The organism is Clostridium sp. N3C (genome assembly GCF_900095445.1).
In the GTDB taxonomy this organism is placed as follows: domain Bacteria; phylum Bacillota; class Clostridia; order Clostridiales; family Clostridiaceae; genus Clostridium_AU.
In genome coordinates this window covers 1-21,525 of the sequence record NZ_FMJL01000056.1, presented here as the reverse complement: position 1 = coordinate 21,525, position 21,525 = coordinate 1, and the positions used below count along the sequence as shown (strand labels likewise).

Here is a 21,525-nt window from a genome sequence, read left to right as displayed (position 1 = left end):
CTATCGCCACTCTATTGAGAGTCCCCGTTAGGGGATTTTTTTATTTCTTGTAAAATATAATCCCATAATGTAAAATATATATATACTATGATGAAATAATATGGGTAATTATTATAAAGTTTGGACAAGATAGAGAAATTTACAGTTGAAATATAAAAATTAATTAAAATTTTAAATGAAAGAGTAGTACAAGTTATGTTATAATAAAAAAAACTAAAGGCAAAATGTTGTTGGGGAATAATAAATCAGAAGGGACGATAAAATGATGATTGAATTTAAAGATGTTAGTAAAACATATGATAATAAACAGTATGCCTTAAGTAACATAAACATAAAGATTGAAAAGGGCGAATTTGTATTTTTAGTTGGTCCAAGCGGTGCTGGAAAATCAACCTTTATTAAGCTGTTGCTTAAGGAGGTAGACGCTACATCTGGAACAATAATTTTAGGTGATACAGTAGTAAATAACTTGAAGAGAAAAGAATTACCTTATTATAGAAGAAAAATTGGAATGGTTTTTCAGGATTTTAGATTGATACCTACTTTAAATGTGTATGAAAATGTTGCTTTTGCTATGAGAGTTGTTGAAGCTCCTTATAGAGAAATAAAAAAGAGGGTACCTATGGCTTTATCCATGGTAGGTCTATCATCTAAGTTTAAGCAATTTCCTAATGAATTGTCTGGTGGAGAGCAGCAAAGAGTTTCATTAGCAAGGGCTCTTGTAAATAATCCATCTTTACTTATTGCCGATGAGCCTACAGGAAATCTTGATCCAGATACAGCTATGGAAATTATGAGTACTTTAGATGATATAAATAAGGCAGGTACAACAATTTTGATGGCTACTCATGCTAAAGATATTGTTGATGTTATGAAAAAGAGAGTTGTAGCTATTGAAAAAGGTGTAATAGCAAGAGATGAGGCAAGGGGGAAATATGGTTATGAGGATTAGTACCTTTAGACATTTTTTTGCAGATGCTTTTAAGAGTTTGAAAAGAAATATTACCATGAGTTTTGCTTCTATCATGACAGTAGCTGCAACATTATTTATATTCGGAGTCTTTTTACTTCTAATGATTAATGCTAATAAGCTTATGGGAGATTTAGAGGATAAGGTTCAAGTCAAGGTGTTTTTGAAAAATGATATATCATTTACTGAGCAGAAAGCTATAGAAGATAAATTAAATTCAAATAGCAATGTTGAACGTGTAGTATACGAGTCTAAAGATGAAGCTTTTGAAAATATGAAAAATATGATGGGAGAAGATTATGAGTCAGTATTAAGCGGCTATACTAAAGAAAATCATCCTTTCCCAGCAGCCTATGTTGTACATCTAAAAAATGTTGAAGCTGCTAATGAGATAGAAGAAAACTTTAAGGATATGAGCGGTGTGGATGATATCGGTAATGACAGGCCAACAATTGAAGCTATAATAAATGTTTCAAAAACTCTTAAATGGGTAGGAGTATTTATGTTTGCATTGCTTGGGGGAGTTTCTCTCTTTCTAATAGTTAACACTATTAGACTAACAGTTTTCTCAAGGAGAAGAGAAGTAGGGATTATGAAGTTTGTTGGTGCTACCGATTGGTTTATAAGATGGCCTTTTATTATTGAAGGTATAGTTATTGGACTAATTGGAGCATTTATATCTACAGGAGTGCTCAAATTAATTTACGGTTATTTTGTTAAAAGTATTTCAAAAGGTTCTTTGATAGCTATAAATCTTGTAGAATCTTCATATGTTATAACTCATTTATCCTGGAGCTTTGCACTTGCGGGGATGTTAATTGGAGCTGTAGGTAGTGTTATTGCTTTAAGAAAATTCTTAGTGGTTTAAAATAGAAAAAAATTAGATGTACTTCTTTAAGAAAATTGCATAATTCTTTTATGCAATTTTTTTATAAACTTTAGATATACAATATAAATTTATATGGGGTGTAAAACATGAGAAAATTGATTGGTGTTTTATTATCATTACTTATAGTTTTAAATTTACCTACAAGGGTCTTAGCGGATGAATTAGATGAGGCAAACAAGAAATTGAAAAATGCAAATCAATCAATTAATGAAAATAAGGAAAAGCTTAAGGAAATAGAAGAGAAGCAAAATGACGTAGAAAAACAACTTCAAACTTTAGATAGTAAAATTAATGAACTTTCTTCAGAAATTAGCCAACTTACAGCAGAAATAAAATCTGCTAATGTAGATATAGAAAATCTTGCAGGTCAAATAGATAGTAAAATTAAGGAGATAGAGGGACAGGAAAAAGTATTAGAACAGCGATTGCTAGTAATGTACAAAAAAGGAAATATAGGTTTTATAAATATAATTTTTTCTTCCAACAGCTTCGCTGATATGGTTGAAAAATCTGTTTATGTTGAAAAAATAATTAGTAAGGATAAAAAATTAATTACAGATTTAGAAAATAATAAAAGACAGTTGGAAGAGAGTAAGAATAAACTAGAAAAAAGAAAAGCTGAACTCGAAGAAATTAAGCTAACTAATGCCACTAAATTAAGGGAATTAAATAGTCAGAGCGAAGAAAAAAATAAATTAATGGACAAGCTTGAAGAAGATAAAGAAACCTACCAAAAGCTCATTGAACAAGAAGAAAAGGATTCGGAAGTTCTAAAAGAAAAGATAAAAAATCTAGAATTTAAGAAAGCAGAAGCAGAGGCAAAAGCAAAGGCAGAGGCAGAAGCAAAGGCTAAAGCGGAAGCGGAGGCAAAAGCAAAGGCAAAGGCGGAAGCAGAGGCTAAAGCTAAAGCAGAAGAGGAAGCTAAAGCGGAGGCAGATGCCAAAGCAAAGGAAGAAGCAGAAGCAAAAACGGAAGTAAGTGATGGAAAACTATATTGTGTAACAGGAACACTATATCCAATAACCTCATATTATGGCAATAGATTTCATCCGGTATTAAATACATATAGATTTCATAGTGGGATAGATATAGGCGTTTATACAGGAACTCCTATATATGCTTTAAAATCTGGACAAGTAGTATACTCTGGATATATGAGTGGTTATGGTAATGTAATCATGATACACCATGGAGATATAATAAGTGTATATGCTCACAACTCATCCTTATTAGTAAAAGAAGGACAGCAAGTTAAAGGTGGACAACTTATTGCTAAATCAGGAAACAGTGGACTATCCACAGGACCACACTTACATTTTGAAATAAGAAAACCAAATGGTGAAACTATAAATTCATTACCTTATTATGTAAGAAACTAGGGAAAGTGGCTTAGGCTACTTTTCCTTTTTTTACGCCATAGTGCTTTGTTTAAAAGAAGTGTTGATAATCGATAATTTAGATGGACAAGTATTTGGCATAATATAGTCAAATAACATATAAGTAGTTAAATAACATATAAGATTTTTATATAACGCTTTGTTTTAAAGAAGTGTTGATACATATAAAGAAGACAAGCTATTATACAATCTATTCTCAATTAATTTAAAAAAGTTTATAAAAAATTCTTTGAATTGATTAAAATCAGAATTAAATGGCAAGAATCCAGATAACGAAAATAAATTCGCCAATTATTTGATTTTTTATCTGGAGTGATTATTTATGAAGCAATCTATAAAAGCATTTATTGAAGAAATCAAAAAGCTGAAAAATGAGGCAAAATCTAATTTAACAGATATAGCTAAATCAAAAGATGTTACTTCATCCTTTGATAATCAGATTTCTGAAGAAGAATTCATGGAGGCCATGAAAGATCACTGCAAGAAAGAGAAAGAAAAAAGCTGTCCTTATTGCAAAAGAAATGATATAGTTAAGTACGGTTTAACAAAAAATAAAAAGCAACGCTACAAATGCAAAACTTGTGGTAAGTTCTATTGCAGCGCCACCAATACTCCCATGTATTACAGCAAAAAAACTATGAAGGAATGGTTTGAATATTATAAATTAATAGGTAAGATGACGCCTATACGTCAGTGTGCTAAAGTACTAAATATAAGTATAGGCACCGCTTTTCAATGGAGGCATAAGATTCTAAATGCAATAATGCCAATGCTAAAAGGAAAAATGGAAGGTACTATAGAGATAGATGAAGTGCTGATACCAGAAAGTTTTAAAGGTAATCATTCGAAAAATTTAAATTTTCATATGGATCGAGAACCAGTTAGGAGAAAAAGATCAGCAAGTGAATACGTAGGGAGCCAAAAGATATCTATACTTTGTTGTAAGGACAGGCAAGAAAAGGTGTTTGTTCGAACTGGTGATATGGGTAAAATAGGCGCTTTAAGATTGTATAACCTGCTCGCAGATAAAATACCTGAAAAATCAGTGTTATGCACAACCAATAATATGGCTTATATACCATTAGCTCGAAAGTTAAATTGTAAGCTTTATAAGTTGCGGGGACGATATGAAGTGATAAAAAATAAGTATCACATACAAAACGCTGAAGCCTTTGGAAAAAGAATTGTAAACACCATAAATTATAAATTTAAAGGTGTAGCCACCAAATATTTAAACTTTTATTTATCATGGTTTCATTGGCAGGAGTGCAGCAAAAATCAAACTAATTCTAAGAAACTTATAGATGTATTAAGCATGTCTATATATGGCAATCAAAAGCTTAGAGTGTGTGATTTCAAGAATGTAAAATCTTTACCATGATAGTGATATTTAAAATTGTTTGATGATGTGATTTATAGTTTTAAATTACTTTGAAGTTCTTTGAAAATAAAATATCATGACCAATAGAATTTAGATAATTAGCTTTAAATTAGAGATTAAAAATTAAAAAATAGTGAAAAAGAATTTTGAATATATTTTCCTAAACTCTTTTTTGAAACAAAGCAATATAGTAGAAAAAAACTTACCTCGCATGGAGATCAACTCTTTTTTGAAACAAAGTTACATAGTAAAAAAATACTTCACCAAACTGATCATATGAAAGCTGTATAGTGACGAAATTACTGATATTAGGAAAGGCTGAAAATAGAAAAAAAGCATAATTTTTAGAATAAAACTAGAAAATTTTCAAGTTTTGATTGTACTAATTGTAATTTACAGTTAAAATGGTATATGTAATTTTTAATTCATTATAATATATTAGGTTGTACATAATGGAGGTAACGATGAAATTTTTGGTGAATTATTTAAAAGGTGTAGCTGTAGGCTTGGCAACTTTGGTTCCAGGGGCTAGTGGTGGAACTATGGCTATTATACTTGGAATTTATGATGATTTATTGCACTCAGTAGGTTCTTTTTTTACGAATTGGAAGAAGCATTTTATGTTTTTGCTGTCGGTAGGATTAGGTGGACTTACAGCACTGGTAGTGTTTAGCGGCGTTTTAACAGCAGCTTTAAAGAGCTTTCCTTTTGAGACCAAATTCTTGTTTATGGGCGTCATCTGTGGTGGAATACCAGTTTTATACAAGAAGGCAACTGAAGGTAAGGTGGAGATTAAGAGTTTAATCTTTATAATTATTGGTCTTGTTATTGTTGTTTTATTTTCTGGAGATCCAGCGTCTACAGAAACTTTGGCAAATCCTCAAGGTGTTGGTAGCTTATTTTTGCTTTTTATTGCTGGTGTAATACTGGCAATCGCCTTAGTGTTGCCGGGAATAAGCGGTTCTTTAATGCTTTATATTATGGGATTGTATAATATTACTATGACAGCTATTAATACTAGAAATATACCATTCCTTATTCCGTTAGGGTTAGGAGTTGTTGTAGGTACTTTAGCCACAACTAGGCTTATTGAAGCTTTGCTTAAGAAGTATCCTGTCAAAATGTATATGTTGATTCTAGGATTTGTGGCAGGGTCTTTGTATTCAGTATTTCCTGAAGAGGGATTCCCTACAGGACTACATATATTAACTTCTATAATTACTTTTGTAATTGGTTTTGCTATAATTAGATTTATAAGCAAGAAAGATGATATATTGGCTTAACATAAAATAAGTATTTTTACAGACTGTAAGGAATAAAATATTAGATTCCTTGCAGTCTTTTTTGATTCTATGAAGTTTTATAGAGTAGTGGTAAGTTGAAATTACTTACATAATATGGTAATATATCCTCATATTGTATTTATACAGATGGGGAGGTAATACTGTTGAAAGAATCTAAATTAAAAAAAAAATTTATTATTGTAGGAGTCATTGCTGTTTTAATATGCTTTTCAAGTTTAAAGTTGGCAGCTATGGGAAAAGAAAAAAATAAGAGAAATTTTATTAAGGAAGACATAGGTGAATTTAAATTAGCGGATTATTACATATATATTAAAGATTCAGGTTATGATAAAAAATTTGGAGAAGTGGCAGATAGCAAGAAAGCTAGAGAAATAGCTGAAAATGTATGGAGCGAAAGTTATGGTGTGGAAGTTAGGAATAACTATAAGAATTTGTTGATTTACTATGATTATGAAAAAGATGCATGGTTGGTTAAAGGGGATATACCGGAGGATATGGTAGGAAAGATTCCTCATGTATTAATTAATGGTAAGGATGGCAAGGTTTTGGGGATTTGGCGTGAGATAATCGCTTAAATTAATGTAGCTTATGTGGAAACGCAGGTTAAATCTATGAAGATTTTACTTGCGTTTCTTTTTTATATAAGTTCTTTTCTTTACTATTTATTGTAGATAATTTAATATATTAATGCTACAATTAAAAATGTATTGAGAAAAATTCATTAAAGATAGTGTTGATGTTGATTTTATGTTTTAGTAAATGTTCGGTTTAAAAGATATTAATTAGGCATAAAATATAAAATGATTAATAGAGAGTAGTTGGCTGTATGGCTAAGAATAGGGGTGTATATTAATGCAGTTTAATGTAATGAATCAAGATAATAATGGATTTTCTCATAATGAAAGATTGGAGGCTTCTAAACGAAGAAACAAAATAATACTTATAGTTCTTATTTTCCTGCTAACTAATAGTCTTTCTATATTTATTGGTAACAGAATCGCCATATCCACTGGTAGTATGGTGACGGTATCAAAGAAAGAATATGAGGATTTAAAAGATTTTAAGGAAGCCTTGGGAGAAGAGAATAATGAGGAACTAAATACCGCTTTAAGTAAATATAATGGTGTATTAAAATTTAAAAAGTTATTTGAAGTAAAACAGATGCTGGAAAAATACTATTATGGTGACATAGATGAAGATCTTTTAGTGGAAGGAGCAATTAAGGGATTAACGGAATCTCTTAATGATCCCTATACTGTCTTTATGAATAAGGAAGAGTATGATGAATTTAATACTAGTACCGAGGGGGCTTACGTAGGAGTAGGATTGCAGGTAGGAGTTAAAAATGAGAAGATTGTAGTTATATCCGTATTTGATAATTCTCCTGCGGAAAAGGCTGGCATTATACCTGGAGATGTTATTATAAAGGTTAATGATACAAGTGTGACAGGAAAGGACTTAGAAAAGGCTGTTTCCATGATGAGGGGAACAGAAGGAGAGTCCGTAGGTATAACTGTGTCTAGAGAAGGAAAAGGAAATATTGGTGTTACCGTTACCCGTGCAAAAATAACTATTGATACAGTAAAATATGAAATGTTGGAAAATAATATAGGTTACATTCAAATAAGTAGCTTTGATTTGAAAACTGATGAGGATTTTGCTAAGGCGGCTGAAGAGTTAAAAGCCAAAGGAATGAAAGGGTTAATTTTAGATTTAAGAGATAATCCCGGTGGATTATTAGACACTTGTGTAAATATTAGTTCTCAATTTATAGATAAGGGGAAAGTTATAGTAACTCAAAGGTATAAAGATGGTAGCAGTGACACAAGTAAGTCAGTGAAGGGCCAATTACTTAAAGGAATACCTTTAGTGGTTTTAACTAATGATTATAGTGCTAGTGCTTCGGAAATTTTAGCTGGGGTTATAAGAGATTATAATATAGGTACTCTTGTGGGATCAAAAACCTTTGGAAAAGGTGTAGTTCAAACGATACTAAAGGCTGGAGAAGGTACTGCTTTAAAGGTAACTATATCCAAGTACTACACACCAAGTGGAGAAAATATTGATAAAATTGGTATAAAGCCTGATATTGAGGTAGAATATCCACAAGAATTGGCATTGAAAGAGTATAATAGAGCAACAGACCCTCAATTTCAAAAAGCGTTGGAGGTAATCAAAAGCAAGATAAAATAAGGGGGATAAACAGATAAATGGATTTAGCAATATATGTACTAAAATCAGTAGCTGAAGCTATTGTAGGATCTGGGGCAAGTATAATAATTATTTTAGGGTTTATTCTTTATTTTAAAAATAGAAGAACAGCAGCTATGCAAAAGGCCATTGTGGGGGAAAGAATAAACTCTCCCCTTGAACTTACTTTATCTCAAATTGTTTTAGGTATCCTTGGCGGTGTAGTTGCTAGTTTATTATTAACTTACACTGGAGTAATGTTTGATGAAAACTCTGGTATAGAATTAATTTTTTTAACATCTATAATCTTATCTCTAGTGAAACCAAGATTTATTTGTTTTTCTTATTCAGGAGCTATACTTGGAGCTGTATCATTAATACTTAACGATATAGCTGTTTTTGTAACAGGAGAACCTTTATTGAATGGTTATTTTAATGTAGATATAACTTCCTTAATGACCATGGTTGGTATCCTACATATAGTGGAGGGACTTTTAGTTGCAGTAGATGGTTCTAGGGGGGCAATTCCCATATTTTCAAATAGCGAAGGTAAGATAGTTGGTGGCTTTGCTTTAAAAAGATATTGGCCTATTCCAGTGGTTATTATGCTTTTAGTTTTGCCTGAGACCAGTGCTGGTGTTGCTGGTGGGGCTGTACAAATATCAATACCTGATTGGTGGCCGTTAATAAAGAGTAGCTATAGTGCAGAGTTGTTGGAGAAAGCGATTTTATCTATTTTTTCGATTTATGCTATGTTGGGGTATAATTCCATAACCTTTACAAAAAGCAAGAAGGAAAAGGCAGTAAGTTCAGGAGTGAGCATTTTTGTTTATGGTGTTGTTTTAACTGCTGTAGCCCAGTTAGCTTCATTAAATATTATTATATTGAAGGTTCTAGTGGTAGTGTTTGCACCGATAGCCCATGAGTTTATGTTAAACATTCAGAGAAATAAAGAACTTAAATTAAAGCCAAAGTTCGTAAGTTCGGATCGGGGAATAATGGTTTTGGAGGTGGCTCCTAATTCTCCAGCAGCTCATATGGGTATAAGAAGCGGCGATAGATTGTTAGAGATAAATAGTCATGAAATAAAAAATGAAAAAGATGTGGTAGATAGTATAAAACAAGCCTTTAGTAAAATAGTTATAAAAATACAGCAAAGTGATGGTAATGAAAAAGAACTTATGTATGGCAGTTTTACTGCAGGTCAAAGGCTAGGGGTAGTTTTTGTACCTAGAAACCTACCAAAGAAAAAAGTGGTTTCAGATTCTGATGTTATGTCTTTTAAAAATTTCTTGGACAAAATGTATAAAAATGAAGAGGATAAAACAAGCAGTCCTAATGAAGAAATAAAAGATTATAAGGAAAGCAAAAATGATGACCAAGATAAAGCTGGTAATCAATCTGAAGATGATAAGCAAAATAAAGAAGATAATCAAGGCGATAAAAGTTAGTTGTGAAAAACCGGTGCTTAAATTACAGTGCCGGTTTTGATTTTTTACTTAATAATAATTATTCCTTATTATTGACATATAATATTGAAAAGTATAAAATAAATATGTTATAAAATTCGAACAAATATTCGAAACCGATTACCATATTGATATTAAGGGTATAATAATATAATAGCATTTTATTTAAAATATATGGTTTATTAATTTAGGGTTTTATTGGAGGGGAAGAATTATGGGACAATTTAAAATTAAGTCCGCTTTTAAGCCAACGGGAGATCAGCCACAAGCTATAGATAAACTTGTGGAAAGTATTAATAAGGGAAATAGGTGTCAGACTTTATTAGGGGTTACCGGTTCTGGTAAGACATTTACTATGGCCAATATTATTGAGCGGGTGCAAAAACCAACTTTAGTGTTGGCTCATAATAAAACTTTGGCTGCACAACTTTGTTCTGAGTTTAGAGAATTTTTTCCGGACAGTGCAGTAGAATATTTCGTATCTTATTATGATTACTATCAACCGGAGGCTTATGTACCTCAGACCGATACTTATATAGAGAAGGATGCTTCTATTAACGATGAAATTGAAAGGTTGAGACATTCTGCTACAGCAGCTCTTTTTGAAAGACGGGATGTAATTATAGTGGCATCTGTTTCTTGTATCTATGGTCTTGGTAATCCAGAGGAATACAAGAACTTAACTATATCTTTACGTCAAGGTATGATAAAGGATAGAGATGAAATAATAAAAAAATTAGTAGAAATACAGTATGAAAGAAATGAGATGGATTTTCATAGAGGAACTTTTAGAGTTAGAGGAGACGTATTGGATATCGTTCCTTCCAATTCTAATAGCAGAGGCATAAGGGTAGAGTTCTTTGGTGATGAAATAGATAGAATAAGAGAATTTGACATTTTAACGGGAGAAATTACAAAGGATTTAAAGCATGCTCAGATCTTCCCTGCCTCTCATTTTGCTACTTCTAGGGATAAGTTAGAGATTGCTATAAAAAAGATAGAAGAGGAATTAGAAGAAAGATTAAAGGAATTAATATCTCAGGATAAGGTTTTAGAAGCTCAAAGGTTAAAGCAGAGAACTAACTTCGATATTGAAATGATAAGGGAAGTAGGTTACTGCAGTGGTATTGAAAACTACTCTAGAATTATGGACGGAAGAGATCCAGGTACACCTCCTATGACCTTATTGGACTATTTTCCTGATGATTTCTTGATGTTTATAGACGAAAGTCACGTTACGTTGCCTCAGGTTAGGGCTATGTATGCTGGGGACCGTTCTAGAAAGAATTCCTTGGTGGATTATGGTTTTAGACTCCCTTCCGCTTTTGATAACAGACCTTTAAAGTTTGAGGAGTTTGAAAAGAAAATCAATCAGGTGGTTTTTGTTAGTGCTACTCCTTCAAAGTATGAGTTAGATCATTCTTCTGAGGTGGCGGAGCAAATTATAAGGCCTACTGGGCTTTTGGATCCTGAAATTATCGTTCATCCAGTAAAGGGACAGATTGATGATCTTTATGCTAATATACAGGAGACAATCAAAAAAGGCTTCAGAGTTTTAGTAACTACTTTGACTAAAAGGATGGCAGAGGATTTAACAAAATACTTAAAGGAACTTAATGTGAAAACTACTTATCTTCATTCCGATATAGATGCAATTGATAGAATGAAGATTATTCGTGACCTTAGAAAAGGTGAGTTTGATGTGTTGGTAGGTATAAACCTTTTAAGAGAGGGATTAGATATACCGGAGGTTGCTTTAGTGGCAATATTAGATGCAGGTAAGGAAGGTTTTTTAAGATCGGAAACCTCTCTTATACAGACCATTGGTAGAGCGGCTAGAAATAGTGAAAGTAAGGTTATTATGTATGCCGATGAGATTACAGATTCTATGAAAAGGGCTATTGATGAAACTAATAGAAGAAGAGCTATCCAGATGGAGTACAATAAAAAGCATGGTATAACTCCTACAACGGTAGCTAAGAAAATAAGGGATATAATTGAGATTTCCTCCGTATCTGAGGAAGGGGCAGAATATGGCTCTATGGAAGAAGCTATGGAAGCGACTTTGGAAAATTTGGAAAAGACTATAGAGAGGTATGAGAAGGAAATGAGAGAAGCTTCCAAGGACCTTCAATTTGAGAGAGCAGCTCAGCTTAGAGATAAGATCTTTGAATTGAAGAAGATGAAAAATAAGATTAGCAAGAATTAGAGGAAATATTAGTATAAAACTTAGAGAGTAGAGGTTGAGATATATGCAAGAAAAAATAAAGATAAAAGGAGCTAGAGTTAATAATCTAAAAAATATAGATTTAGAGATACCAAGAGAAAAGTTAGTGGTTTTTACCGGTTTGTCTGGTTCTGGTAAGTCCTCTTTGGCCTTTGATACTTTGTATGCTGAAGGGCAGAGACGTTATGTAGAATCTTTATCAGCCTACGCTAGAATGTTTTTGGGACAGATGAATAAACCGGATGTGGACTATATCGAAGGTCTATCACCGGCTATATCCATCGATCAAAAGACAACCAGTAAAAATCCAAGATCCACTGTTGGTACTGTTACAGAAATATACGACTATTTAAGATTGTTATATGCAAGAATCGGTGTACCTCATTGTCCTAAATGTGGTAAGGAAATAACTAAACAAAGTGTGGATCAAATGGTGGATGCCATATTAACATTGCCAGAAAGAACTAAGATTCAAATCATAGCTCCTATCATTAGAGGTAGAAAGGGACAACATGAAAAGGTGCTGGAAAGCATAAAGAAAAAAGGTTTTGTTAGAGCTAGAATTGACGGTGAAATGTATGATTTAACAGAAGATGAGGTAGTTTTAGAAAAAAATAAAAAGCATACCATCGAGGCTGTTATAGATAGATTAATTGTTAAGCCAGATATCCATAGTAGATTGGCAGATTCTTTAGAAACCGCTCTAAAATTATCAGAAGGTATAGTGATTGTTAATGTTATTGATGGAGAAGACATGCTTTTTAGTGAAAATTTTGCCTGTGCTGACTGTGGAATCAGCATAGAGGATCTATCACCTAGAACCTTTTCTTTTAACTCTCCCTTTGGTAAATGTGATCATTGTGATGGATTAGGGACTTTGTTAGAGATTGATGAAAATCTTGTACTTCCAGATAGAAGTAAGAGCATTAATGAGGGGGCCTTTGCCCATTGGGGGAGTGGAAGACTAAAGGAAGGTTCTTGGACTCACAGTGTAATGATAGCTTTAAGTAAAAAGTATAACTTTTCCTTAGATACTCCTATAAAAGACTTGTCAGATGAGATTATAGATATCTTATTATATGGGACTAAAGGTGAAAAAATACTCGTATATTATGATAAAGAGTTTTCTTCAGGGCAGTTTAATCATGCCTATGAGGGAGAAATAAATATATTAAAAAGAAGATATATGGAGACCAATTCTGATGTAATCAAGGCTGAAATAGAACAGTTTATGAGCGATAATCCATGTCCAAAGTGTAAGGGAGATAGGTTAAAGCCAGAAGCTTTAGCGGTTACTGTAGGTAATATGAATATAGCGGACTTTTGCAAACTATCTATTACTGAAGAACTGAACTTCTTAAAGAATCTAGAGTTATCTGAAAAGGATAAAATGATAAGTGGACAGATCACTAAAGAGATTATCAGCAGGCTTAGCTTCTTAGAAAAGGTTGGTTTGGATTATCTTACAATGGCTAGAAGTGCAGGAACCTTGTCCGGTGGAGAAGCTCAAAGAATTAGATTGGCTACACAAATTGGATCTTCTTTAACAGGAGTATTATATATTTTAGACGAACCAAGTATAGGACTACATCAGAGAGATAACGATAAGCTCATTGAAGCTTTGAAAAATCTTAGGGATTTAGGAAACAGTTTAGTGGTAGTAGAACATGATGAGGATACAATAAGAGCAGCAGATTACATTGTTGATATTGGACCGGGCGCTGGAGAGCATGGCGGTGAAGTTGTAGCTGCAGGAACTTTAGAGGAGATTAAAGCTTCAGAGAGGTCTATAACAGGACAATACCTATCTGGAAAGAAGGAAGTTATAGTACCAAAAGAGAGAAGAAAAGGTAATGGAAAATGGATAAAAGTAATAGGGGCTAGAGAAAATAATCTTAAAAATATAGATGTAGAATTTCCTTTAGGAGTATTGACAGCTGTTACTGGAGTATCCGGCTCCGGTAAAAGTACTCTTGTTAATGAAATTCTATTTAAGGCTCTCCATAAGGAAGTAAATGGAGCTAGAAGCTTTCCAGGTGCCTATAAAAAAATAACAGGAATTGAACATATTGATAAGGTTATTGATATTGATCAAAGTCCTATTGGCAGAACACCACGATCTAATCCTGCCACATATACCGGTGTTTTTGATATAATTAGGTCAATATTTGCTGATACCAATGATGCTAAGATGAAAGGCTATAAAGCAGGAAGGTTTAGTTTCAATGTAAAGGGTGGACGTTGTGAAGCTTGTAGTGGTGATGGTATAATAAAAATTGAAATGCAATTTCTTTCAGATGTGTACGTACCTTGCGAAGTGTGCAAGGGTAAAAGATACAATAGAGAAACCTTAGAGGTAAAATACAAAGGGAAAAATATTGATGATATTCTTAACATGACGGTAGAGGAAGCTTTACAGTTCTTTGAAAATATACCGAGGGTCAAGAATAAGCTTCAAACCTTGTATGATGTTGGTCTAGGTTATATTAGATTAGGTCAACCTTCTACTCAGCTTTCCGGAGGAGAAGCTCAAAGAATAAAATTGGCCTATGAACTATCTAGAAAGAGTACAGGTAAAACCCTTTATATTTTAGATGAACCTACCACTGGCCTTCATATTGATGATGTGAATAGATTAATATCTATTTTGCAAAGATTAGTGGATGCAGGCAATACTGTTATAGTAATTGAGCATAATCTTGATGTAATTAAGTCTGTTGATTATATTATAGATCTAGGTCCAGAGGGCGGTGCTAGGGGCGGTACAGTTATTGCTAAAGGTACTCCTGAGGAAATTTGTAGTAATAAATTGTCATATACGGGACAATATTTGAAAAAGATGTTATAATTAAATTTAGACTAGCATAATGTATAAAATGCTAGTCTTTAAAATATTTTTATTATGGCAGGTGATATTAATATGGATTATTCAGACTTAATTAAGCCTATTTTAGGAGTATTAGTTATTGTAATCATATATGTTATAATCTTTATGGCCCTTAGAATAATGTATAAGGATGTTAAAAGTGGAGATAAGAAAAAGTCATTAAAGAAAGTATATGGATTAGAGGTAATATCAGTAGTTGAAGGCTCTAATTTAAAAAATGGAAATATAGTACCTATAAATCGTGTAATAACTTTAGGCAGAAAAGAAGACAATTTAGTTATATTAAATGACCCATATGCTTCAGGATACCATGCAAAAATATATCCTAAAAACACAGAGTACTTTGTTGAAGATCTTAATAGTACCAACGGAACTTTGCTTAATGATGAATATGTTGAGGGCAGGGTACCTTTAGAAATTGGAGATGAAATACAAATTGGCTCAACAAAGTTTAGAGTAATAGGATAGAATATTTAATGGCAAAAATAATTTACTGCTAAGAAGGTGATGTAATGAAGGGAAAAAGATGGGAGAGCAGGCTTCTGATAGCAACTTATGTATTATGTTTTGCAATGTTTGGAAGTTTATATTTGTTAAAGGAACCATATGATACAGGGGCTGTTGTAATGGCTGTAATTATTTGCTTACTCTTTACCTATGGTTACATTATTATTAGAAAATTTTTCCCAGATGGTGATAAGTTTATTATCATGTTTACTGCGGTATTTGCAGTTATTGGTATTGCTACCTTATATAGAATAGATACTTCTGTAGCCATAAAACAGGTAGTATGGTATACCATAGGAATGACTGGTTTTATAGCCTTGGTAGTACTTCTACCGGATTTAAAAAGTTTTGGTAAGTATAAATACTTTTTTATGATTATGACTTTGATTTTTATGGGAATGGCTACTTTTATAGGTCAAGAAAAGAATGGATCAAAAAACTGGGTTGCTTTAGGCCCTATAGGTTTTCAACCTTCAGAGTTTGGAAAGATATTTTTTTGTGCATATTTGGCTTCTGCACTGAAAGATTATAAGAAATTTAAGGACCTTATTCAACCGGCAGTTATTGTTATGATAAGTTTACTGTTTATGGTGCTTCAGACGGACTTGGGTTCTGCTCTTATATTTTTTGGAATAGCTATTACTATGCTTTATATATCAACATCTAAATCAAAGTATGTAGTTATATGTTTCTTATTGTTAGCAGTAGGAGCAGTTATAAGTTACAAACTTTTTCCTCATGTACGGGTCAGAGTTAATATTTGGTTAAATCCATGGTCAGACTATGATAATAAGGGTTACCAATTAGCTCAATCATTAATGGCTATAGCTACCGGAGGATTTTTAGGTAGTGGAATTGGTTTAGGGTACCCAGAATTAGTACCAGTACAAATAAGTGACTTTATTTTCTCAGTTATCGTAGAAGAGTTAGGTATAATTGTTGGTTTTGGTATAATAATTTTATATTTTTTACTATTTTATAGATGTATGAGGGCAGCGATTTTTGTACAGGATAGATTTTCTCAGTTGTTGGCTGTGGGCTATAGTACTATGATAGCCTGCCAGGTATTGGTTATTATAGGCGGTGTCATTGGTGCCATACCTTTAACTGGTATTACCTTGCCTATTATCAGCTACGGTGGAACTTCTATGCTAACAGCATTCTTTTCTCTTGGAATTATACAAAAGATTTCTGAAGATGCTTAGCTGTGGATGAAATAGAAGAATCTTGCGGAGGTGCCCTATGAATGATTTATCAATTAACATAAAAAAGGTGTTAATTATATTTTTATTTTTGTTTTTAGCGCTAATTTCTTACTTTAGTTATTTTGTTATAGTAAAAGGTGAAGAGGTAGCTAATAATCCTAGAAATCAAAGATTGGCGGCAAAGAGAAATGCAGTTTTAAGAGGTACTATCTATGACAGGGATGGCAATGCTTTAACAAAGAGTATAAGAGTAGATAGATCAACTCAAAAGAGAGAATATATAGGAGGACTAGCCTTTACTCATATTATTGGATATAATTCTACAAAATATGGACGTACTGGTTTAGAGGAAACTTATGATAAAGAATTAATGGCTGGTAGTGAGTTTTCCTTTTTGGATAGATTTAAGGATTCACATAAGTTAAAAAATCAAGTTGGTAATAGTATTAAACTTACTATAAATTCTCAATTACAGAATTTAGCCTACGATCAACTTAGAAGTACAGGGAAAAATGGTGCTATAGTAGCAATAAACCCTAAAAATGGAGAGATATTAGCTTTAGCATCCAATCCTTCCTATGATGCCAATAATTTAGAAAAGGATTGGCAAGCTATTACAAGTGATTCAAATAAGCCTTTAATTAATAGAGCCCTTTCAGGTATGTATCCTCCAGGATCTACTTTTAAGGTTATTACTACAGTTTCTGGATTGGAAAATCTGGAAGGTTTGGACTATAAAATGTTTAATGATACAGGTAAGCTTACTTTTAAAGGAACTAACTATACCTTAAAGAACTACGGTGGTTCAGCTACGGGTAAAATTAATTTAGAAAAAGCATTTTACAAATCTGTGAATACATATTTTGGTAATTTAGCTATGGAATTAACCAATAGAAAATTAAAAAATACAGCGGAAAAGTTTTACTTTAATCAGAAAATTGAAACAGAAGGATTTTTCATAAATCCTAGCAAGTTCCCAGAGATAGCCTCTTCCGACATTACCAATATAGCTCAAAGTGGTATAGGACAAAGTGAAATCTTAGCTACACCAATGCAAATGGCTTTGGTAGCTTCTACTATTGCTAATGATGGGGTTATGATGAAGCCAAAACTTGTTAGTGAAATTATTAGTAGTGAAGGTGAAACTTTGAAAGTTATTCCAGATGAGCCTTTAGGAAGGGTTACTTCAAAGGAGATTGCAGATAAGATAACAGGATATATGAGAAAGGTAGTTACTCAGGGTACTGGAACAGCGGCATCCGTTAGTGGTATAGAGGTATGTGGTAAGACCGGAACCGCTGACCATGCTCGAAGTATAACTAATGAGGCAGCAGCTCATGCTTGGTTTATTGGCTTTGCACCGCAGGATGATCCACAGATTGCTATAGCTATCATAGTTGAGGAAGGCGGTACAGGTGGCACAACTGCAGCTAGAATTGCTAAACAAATCTTTCAAGGTGCTTTTAAGTAGAATGATAGTTTTTACATCCTTTCTTACAGTAAAGTTTCAAAGGTTTATGGCTTTTTTATGGTTTTGAAACTTGTTTTACAGTGTTAAAGAGTAATACAAAGGAAAAATTCATATATGGTATAGACGAGGATGTGATAAGATGTTTGATTTTGAATATCAATTAAAGATGCTTCCTGACAAACCAGGAGTATATTTAATGAAAAATAATCTTGGTGAAGTTATCTATGTAGGTAAGGCTAAGATTTTAAAAAATAGAGTTAGACAATACTTTCAAAAGTCAGCAAATCATGGGGCAAAAGTTAAAGCCATGGTGAAAAATATTGCTGAATTTGAGTATATAATCACTGATTCAGAAAGTGAAGCCCTTATTCTAGAGTGTAACCTTATTAAAAAGTATAGACCAAGATACAATATATTACTAAAAGATGACAAGCATTATCCCTTTATTAAGGTCACTACTAATGAGGATTTCCCTAGAATATTTATGACAAGGAATTATGTGAAAGATGGAAATAAATATTTTGGTCCTTATACCGATGTTTCTGTGGTACATGAAACCTTAGAGCTTATTAGAAAGATCTTTCCTTTACGAAATTGCAAAAGAAATATTGTTGAAAATGGCGAGGTTACACGACCTTGCCTTAATTATCACATTGGGATTTGTAAGGCTCCCTGTGGTGGTCTTATTTCAAAAGAAGAGTATGCTAAAATAGTTCATGATGTGATCAGTCTGCTTTCAGGGAGATCCCCAGAAGTAATAAAGAGGCTAAGAGAGGAAATGGAAAGGGCCGCTGAAAATTTAGAGTTTGAAAAAGCAGCAACTATAAGAGATAAAATTGCTGCTGTAACAAAGATTCAGGAAAGGCAGAAAATTATTACTGGAAGCTTTGAGGATGAAGACTATATTCATATTTATCGTGATGAAAAGGATACCTGTGCTCAAGTCTTTTTAGTAAGGCAGGGTAAAGTCCTTGGTCGAGAGCATTATATTCTAGAAGATACTGCCGATGAAAGTGTTGGATATATAATTGCACAGGTTATAAAGGAGTTTTATGGAGGTACACCTTTTATACCTCCTCATATATACGTACCTGAGTTAGAGGATCATGAACTTTTAGAGGAATGGCTATCTACTAAAAAGGGCAGTAAGGTTCAAATAAAGATACCAAAAAGAGGTGACAAACTTAAGTTTTTAGAGCTTGTTGAAAAAAATGCTCAAAATACCTTGGAGCAATTTAAACTGAAACTACTTAAGGATAAAGAATTACAGGGGACAGTTCTCACGGATTTAGCTAACTTACTTGATCTGGAGGAGATCCCCTACAGAATAGAAGCTTATGATATATCCAATATTCAAGGCTTTGATTCTGTTGGAAGTATGATAGTTTTTGAAAATGGCAAACCTAAAAATGGTGATTATAGAAGGTTTAAAATAAAAACCGTTGATGGACCTAACGATTATGAGAGTATGAGGGAGATACTACAGAGAAGATTTAAGCATGGTTTGGAGGAAATAAAAAATATTCAAGAAAGAAAGCTGGAGTTTAGCCATGGTAAGTTTTCTGTGTTTCCTGATTTAATATTGATGGATGGTGGTAAGGGACAGGTAAATGTAGCCTTAGAGGTGCTAGATGAATTAGGTATTAATATACCTGTAGCAGGTATGGTTAAGGATGACCGTCACAATTCTAGGGGTTTGATATATAATAATATTGAGCTTCCTATTAAACCGAGCTCTAATGTTATGCAGCTGATAACAAGAATTCAAGACGAAGTGCATCGTTTTGCCATTTCCTATCATAGGACATTAAGGGATAAAAGAATCTTACACTCAGTGTTAGATGAGATACCAAACGTAGGTGAGAAGAGGAAAAAGGAACTTCTGAAACGTTTTGGTTCAGTAGATAATATCAAAAAAGCTTCTTTAGAAGAATTGTTAGAAACACCTTCAATTAATAGAAAAGTGGCAGGTAGTATACTGGAATTTTTCACGGCAAAGAAAAAATAATTTCTTTTAAATTACACTTGATGTAGGGCCGCTATTTATGTATACTATTTGTTATGAGCTTGTATAATTTTACAAATTAGTTAGGGGAAGAAGAATGAAAGATTGTATGTTTGTGGCAGAAAAAATTAAAGCAATTGTTGGAGAAGATAATGTATTTTTAAATGAACCGATGTGTAATCATATTTCCTTCAAAGTTGGAGGTCCTGCAGATATATTAGTAATGCCTAGGAATTATTCTGATGTTCAGGAATTGATAAAAATATGCAATAAAACAGAAACTCCATATTATATAATGGGGAATGGTTCCAATCTTTTGGTGAAGGATGGAGGTATCAGAGGAGTTGTTATTAAACTTTCTCCATTAAATATTATAGAGGTTACGGACAACAAAATAGTTGCTCAAAGTGGCGCTCTTCTTTCTGATGTATCTGAAGCAGCTTTAAATAATAGCCTCACTGGTTTTGAGTTTGCCTGTGGAATTCCTGGCTGTGTAGGCGGAGCGGTGGCTATGAACGCTGGCGCTTACATAGGAGAGATTAAGGATGTTATCGAAAGTACATTAGTAGTAGATAAGGAAGGTAACATAAAGAGACTAGCTGCAGAAGAATTAGAGCTTAGTTATAGAAATAGCATTATTTTAAAGGAAGGCTATGTTGTATTAGAAGCTACCTTTAAATTAGACTTTGGCAATTACGATGCAATTAAGGCAAAGATTGATGATTTACAGTCCAGAAGGAGAGAGAAGCAACCTTTAGAATATCCTTCTGCAGGTAGTACCTTTAAGCGTCCAGTAGGCTACTATGCAGGAAAGTTGATTGAGGATTCAAACTTAAAGGGAGTGTCTATAGGAGGAGCACAAGTTTCTACCAAGCATTCTGGATTTATAATTAATAAAGGTAATGCTACTGCAAAAGACATATTAGATTTAATAAAACACGTACAAGATACCGTTTATGAAAAATTTGCAGTGGAGCTTCATACTGAGGTTAGAATTGTTGGGGAAGATTAAATTTATTAATTATTGCCCTATAAGAAAAGTGAATTTTACTTTGCTTATCTTTAAAATAGTGTTAATCCATATGATTTTTAGGGAGGTCTTTTTGACTTCCCTAAAAGTTTATTTACTCTCAATTATATTTTGCATCAAATTTTTAGATTTTATAATTTCTTCATCATTATATATTACTTCAAATATGATTTTTCTATTAAATTCTTTTAAATACTTATGAAAAATTATCGTTAAATCATCGTATGCTTCTTCTGTATTCTAGCATAATCCCCTTCATCATAATGCATCAAAATATATATTGGTATAATACATTGTATTTTGAAATATGTCAATAAAATTATAAATTTCAATATATTGCATAATACCATTTTATTTTTTATAAAACTATTATAATCAGTGTTTTATAACATAATATAACATAAATTACAAATAAATATCATTGATTAAAAAAGGACAAAGTGTTAATATATCATTTATGAAAATTAAGAAAGAATCCATATATGTCTGATATGATGGTTCAGATGTTTCTACGGAACACCGATAAAGTTCCACTATGGATAATCTTCTGGAATGATATTCCTCCACCAGATTATTCTATATTGGTGGAGGAT

15 protein-coding genes and 1 riboswitch are annotated in these 21,525 nt (G+C 32.7%); all 15 genes read left to right on the top strand.

Annotated elements, in window-relative coordinates; all coding sequences use genetic code 11:
- The first annotated feature begins 265 nt into the window (after positions 1 to 265).
- The 15 genes from ftsE to murB all read left to right on the top strand — a co-directional run bounded on the left by ftsE (position 266) and on the right by murB (position 20,914).
- Positions 266 to 952 (top strand): cell division ATP-binding protein FtsE, encoded by a 687-nt coding sequence (gene ftsE, locus N3C_RS12860; RefSeq protein WP_074366425.1) that lies wholly within the window; start codon positions 266 to 268, stop codon positions 950 to 952.
- Positions 942 to 1,838, top strand: coding sequence for a permease-like cell division protein FtsX (gene ftsX / locus N3C_RS12855; RefSeq protein WP_074366423.1), 897 nt, complete (start codon positions 942 to 944; stop codon positions 1,836 to 1,838). Before ftsE ends, ftsX begins: the two co-directional genes overlap by 11 nt.
- Positions 1,839 to 1,945: 107 nt before the next feature.
- Positions 1,946 to 3,238 (top strand): murein hydrolase activator EnvC family protein, encoded by a 1,293-nt coding sequence (locus tag N3C_RS12850; RefSeq protein ID WP_074366422.1) that lies wholly within the window; start codon positions 1,946 to 1,948, stop codon positions 3,236 to 3,238.
- A 340-nt stretch (positions 3,239 to 3,578) separates the two neighbouring features.
- On the top strand, positions 3,579 to 4,637 hold the full coding sequence (locus tag N3C_RS12845; RefSeq protein ID WP_074366421.1) for an IS1595 family transposase: 1,059 nt from the start codon (positions 3,579 to 3,581) through the stop codon (positions 4,635 to 4,637).
- 464 nt (positions 4,638 to 5,101) lie between these two features.
- Positions 5,102 to 5,920 (top strand): DUF368 domain-containing protein, encoded by an 819-nt coding sequence (locus tag N3C_RS12840; protein WP_074366420.1) that lies wholly within the window; start codon positions 5,102 to 5,104, stop codon positions 5,918 to 5,920.
- Between the two features lie 164 nt (positions 5,921 to 6,084).
- On the top strand, positions 6,085 to 6,516 hold the full coding sequence (locus N3C_RS12835) for an NTF2 fold immunity protein (RefSeq protein WP_074366419.1): 432 nt from the start codon (positions 6,085 to 6,087) through the stop codon (positions 6,514 to 6,516).
- 277 nt (positions 6,517 to 6,793) lie between these two features.
- Entirely contained in the window at positions 6,794 to 8,134 is a 1,341-nt protein-coding gene (locus tag N3C_RS12830) for a S41 family peptidase (protein WP_242944101.1), read from the top strand.
- Positions 8,135 to 8,151: 17 nt separating this feature from the next.
- Complete coding sequence (locus tag N3C_RS12825; protein WP_074366418.1) at positions 8,152 to 9,582, top strand: PDZ domain-containing protein; 1,431 nt, start codon at positions 8,152 to 8,154, stop codon at positions 9,580 to 9,582.
- 232 nt (positions 9,583 to 9,814) lie between these two features.
- Positions 9,815 to 11,809 carry an excinuclease ABC subunit UvrB gene (gene uvrB, locus N3C_RS12820; protein WP_074366417.1) on the top strand — a complete coding sequence of 665 codons (1,995 nt, stop codon included), beginning with the start codon at positions 9,815 to 9,817 and terminating at the stop codon, positions 11,807 to 11,809.
- 43 nt (positions 11,810 to 11,852) lie between these two features.
- The gene (gene uvrA / locus N3C_RS12815) at positions 11,853 to 14,675 is read left to right on the top strand and encodes an excinuclease ABC subunit UvrA (RefSeq protein ID WP_074366416.1); all 2,823 of its coding nucleotides are present in this window, start codon (positions 11,853 to 11,855) and stop codon (positions 14,673 to 14,675) included.
- 72 nt (positions 14,676 to 14,747) lie between these two features.
- Positions 14,748 to 15,182 carry an FHA domain-containing protein gene (locus N3C_RS12810; RefSeq protein WP_074366415.1) on the top strand — a complete coding sequence of 145 codons (435 nt, stop codon included), beginning with the start codon at positions 14,748 to 14,750 and terminating at the stop codon, positions 15,180 to 15,182.
- A gap of 44 nt (positions 15,183 to 15,226) precedes the next feature.
- Positions 15,227 to 16,426 (top strand): FtsW/RodA/SpoVE family cell cycle protein, encoded by a 1,200-nt coding sequence (locus N3C_RS12805; RefSeq protein ID WP_074366414.1) that lies wholly within the window; start codon positions 15,227 to 15,229, stop codon positions 16,424 to 16,426.
- A 37-nt stretch (positions 16,427 to 16,463) separates the two neighbouring features.
- Positions 16,464 to 17,897: a peptidoglycan D,D-transpeptidase FtsI family protein gene (locus tag N3C_RS12800; RefSeq protein ID WP_074366413.1), complete on the top strand. Its 1,434-nt coding sequence runs from the start codon at positions 16,464 to 16,466 to the stop codon at positions 17,895 to 17,897.
- Between the two features lie 139 nt (positions 17,898 to 18,036).
- Positions 18,037 to 19,905, top strand: coding sequence for an excinuclease ABC subunit UvrC (gene uvrC / locus N3C_RS12795; RefSeq protein WP_074366412.1), 1,869 nt, complete (start codon positions 18,037 to 18,039; stop codon positions 19,903 to 19,905).
- Positions 19,906 to 19,999: 94 nt separating this feature from the next.
- A complete protein-coding gene (gene murB / locus N3C_RS12790) occupies positions 20,000 to 20,914 on the top strand; it encodes a UDP-N-acetylmuramate dehydrogenase (RefSeq protein ID WP_074366411.1) in 915 nt (304 codons plus the stop codon).
- A gap of 474 nt (positions 20,915 to 21,388) precedes the next feature.
- Positions 21,389 to 21,488: riboswitch (purine riboswitch) on the top strand.
- The last annotated feature ends 37 nt before the right edge of the window (positions 21,489 to 21,525 follow it).

Coding starts and splice junctions, on each gene's coding strand:
- ftsE (WP_074366425.1), top strand. CDS start 266: ATGATTGAATTTAAAGATGTTAGTAAAACATATGATAATAAACAGTAT.
- ftsX (WP_074366423.1), top strand. CDS start 942: ATGAGGATTAGTACCTTTAGACATTTTTTTGCAGATGCTTTTAAGAGT.
- N3C_RS12850 (WP_074366422.1), top strand. CDS start 1,946: ATGAGAAAATTGATTGGTGTTTTATTATCATTACTTATAGTTTTAAAT.
- N3C_RS12845 (WP_074366421.1), top strand. CDS start 3,579: ATGAAGCAATCTATAAAAGCATTTATTGAAGAAATCAAAAAGCTGAAA.
- N3C_RS12840 (WP_074366420.1), top strand. CDS start 5,102: ATGAAATTTTTGGTGAATTATTTAAAAGGTGTAGCTGTAGGCTTGGCA.
- N3C_RS12830 (WP_242944101.1), top strand. CDS start 6,794: ATGCAGTTTAATGTAATGAATCAAGATAATAATGGATTTTCTCATAAT.
- N3C_RS12825 (WP_074366418.1), top strand. CDS start 8,152: ATGGATTTAGCAATATATGTACTAAAATCAGTAGCTGAAGCTATTGTA.
- uvrB (WP_074366417.1), top strand. CDS start 9,815: ATGGGACAATTTAAAATTAAGTCCGCTTTTAAGCCAACGGGAGATCAG.
- uvrA (WP_074366416.1), top strand. CDS start 11,853: ATGCAAGAAAAAATAAAGATAAAAGGAGCTAGAGTTAATAATCTAAAA.
- N3C_RS12810 (WP_074366415.1), top strand. CDS start 14,748: ATGGATTATTCAGACTTAATTAAGCCTATTTTAGGAGTATTAGTTATT.
- N3C_RS12805 (WP_074366414.1), top strand. CDS start 15,227: ATGAAGGGAAAAAGATGGGAGAGCAGGCTTCTGATAGCAACTTATGTA.
- N3C_RS12800 (WP_074366413.1), top strand. CDS start 16,464: ATGAATGATTTATCAATTAACATAAAAAAGGTGTTAATTATATTTTTA.
- uvrC (WP_074366412.1), top strand. CDS start 18,037: ATGTTTGATTTTGAATATCAATTAAAGATGCTTCCTGACAAACCAGGA.
- murB (WP_074366411.1), top strand. CDS start 20,000: ATGAAAGATTGTATGTTTGTGGCAGAAAAAATTAAAGCAATTGTTGGA.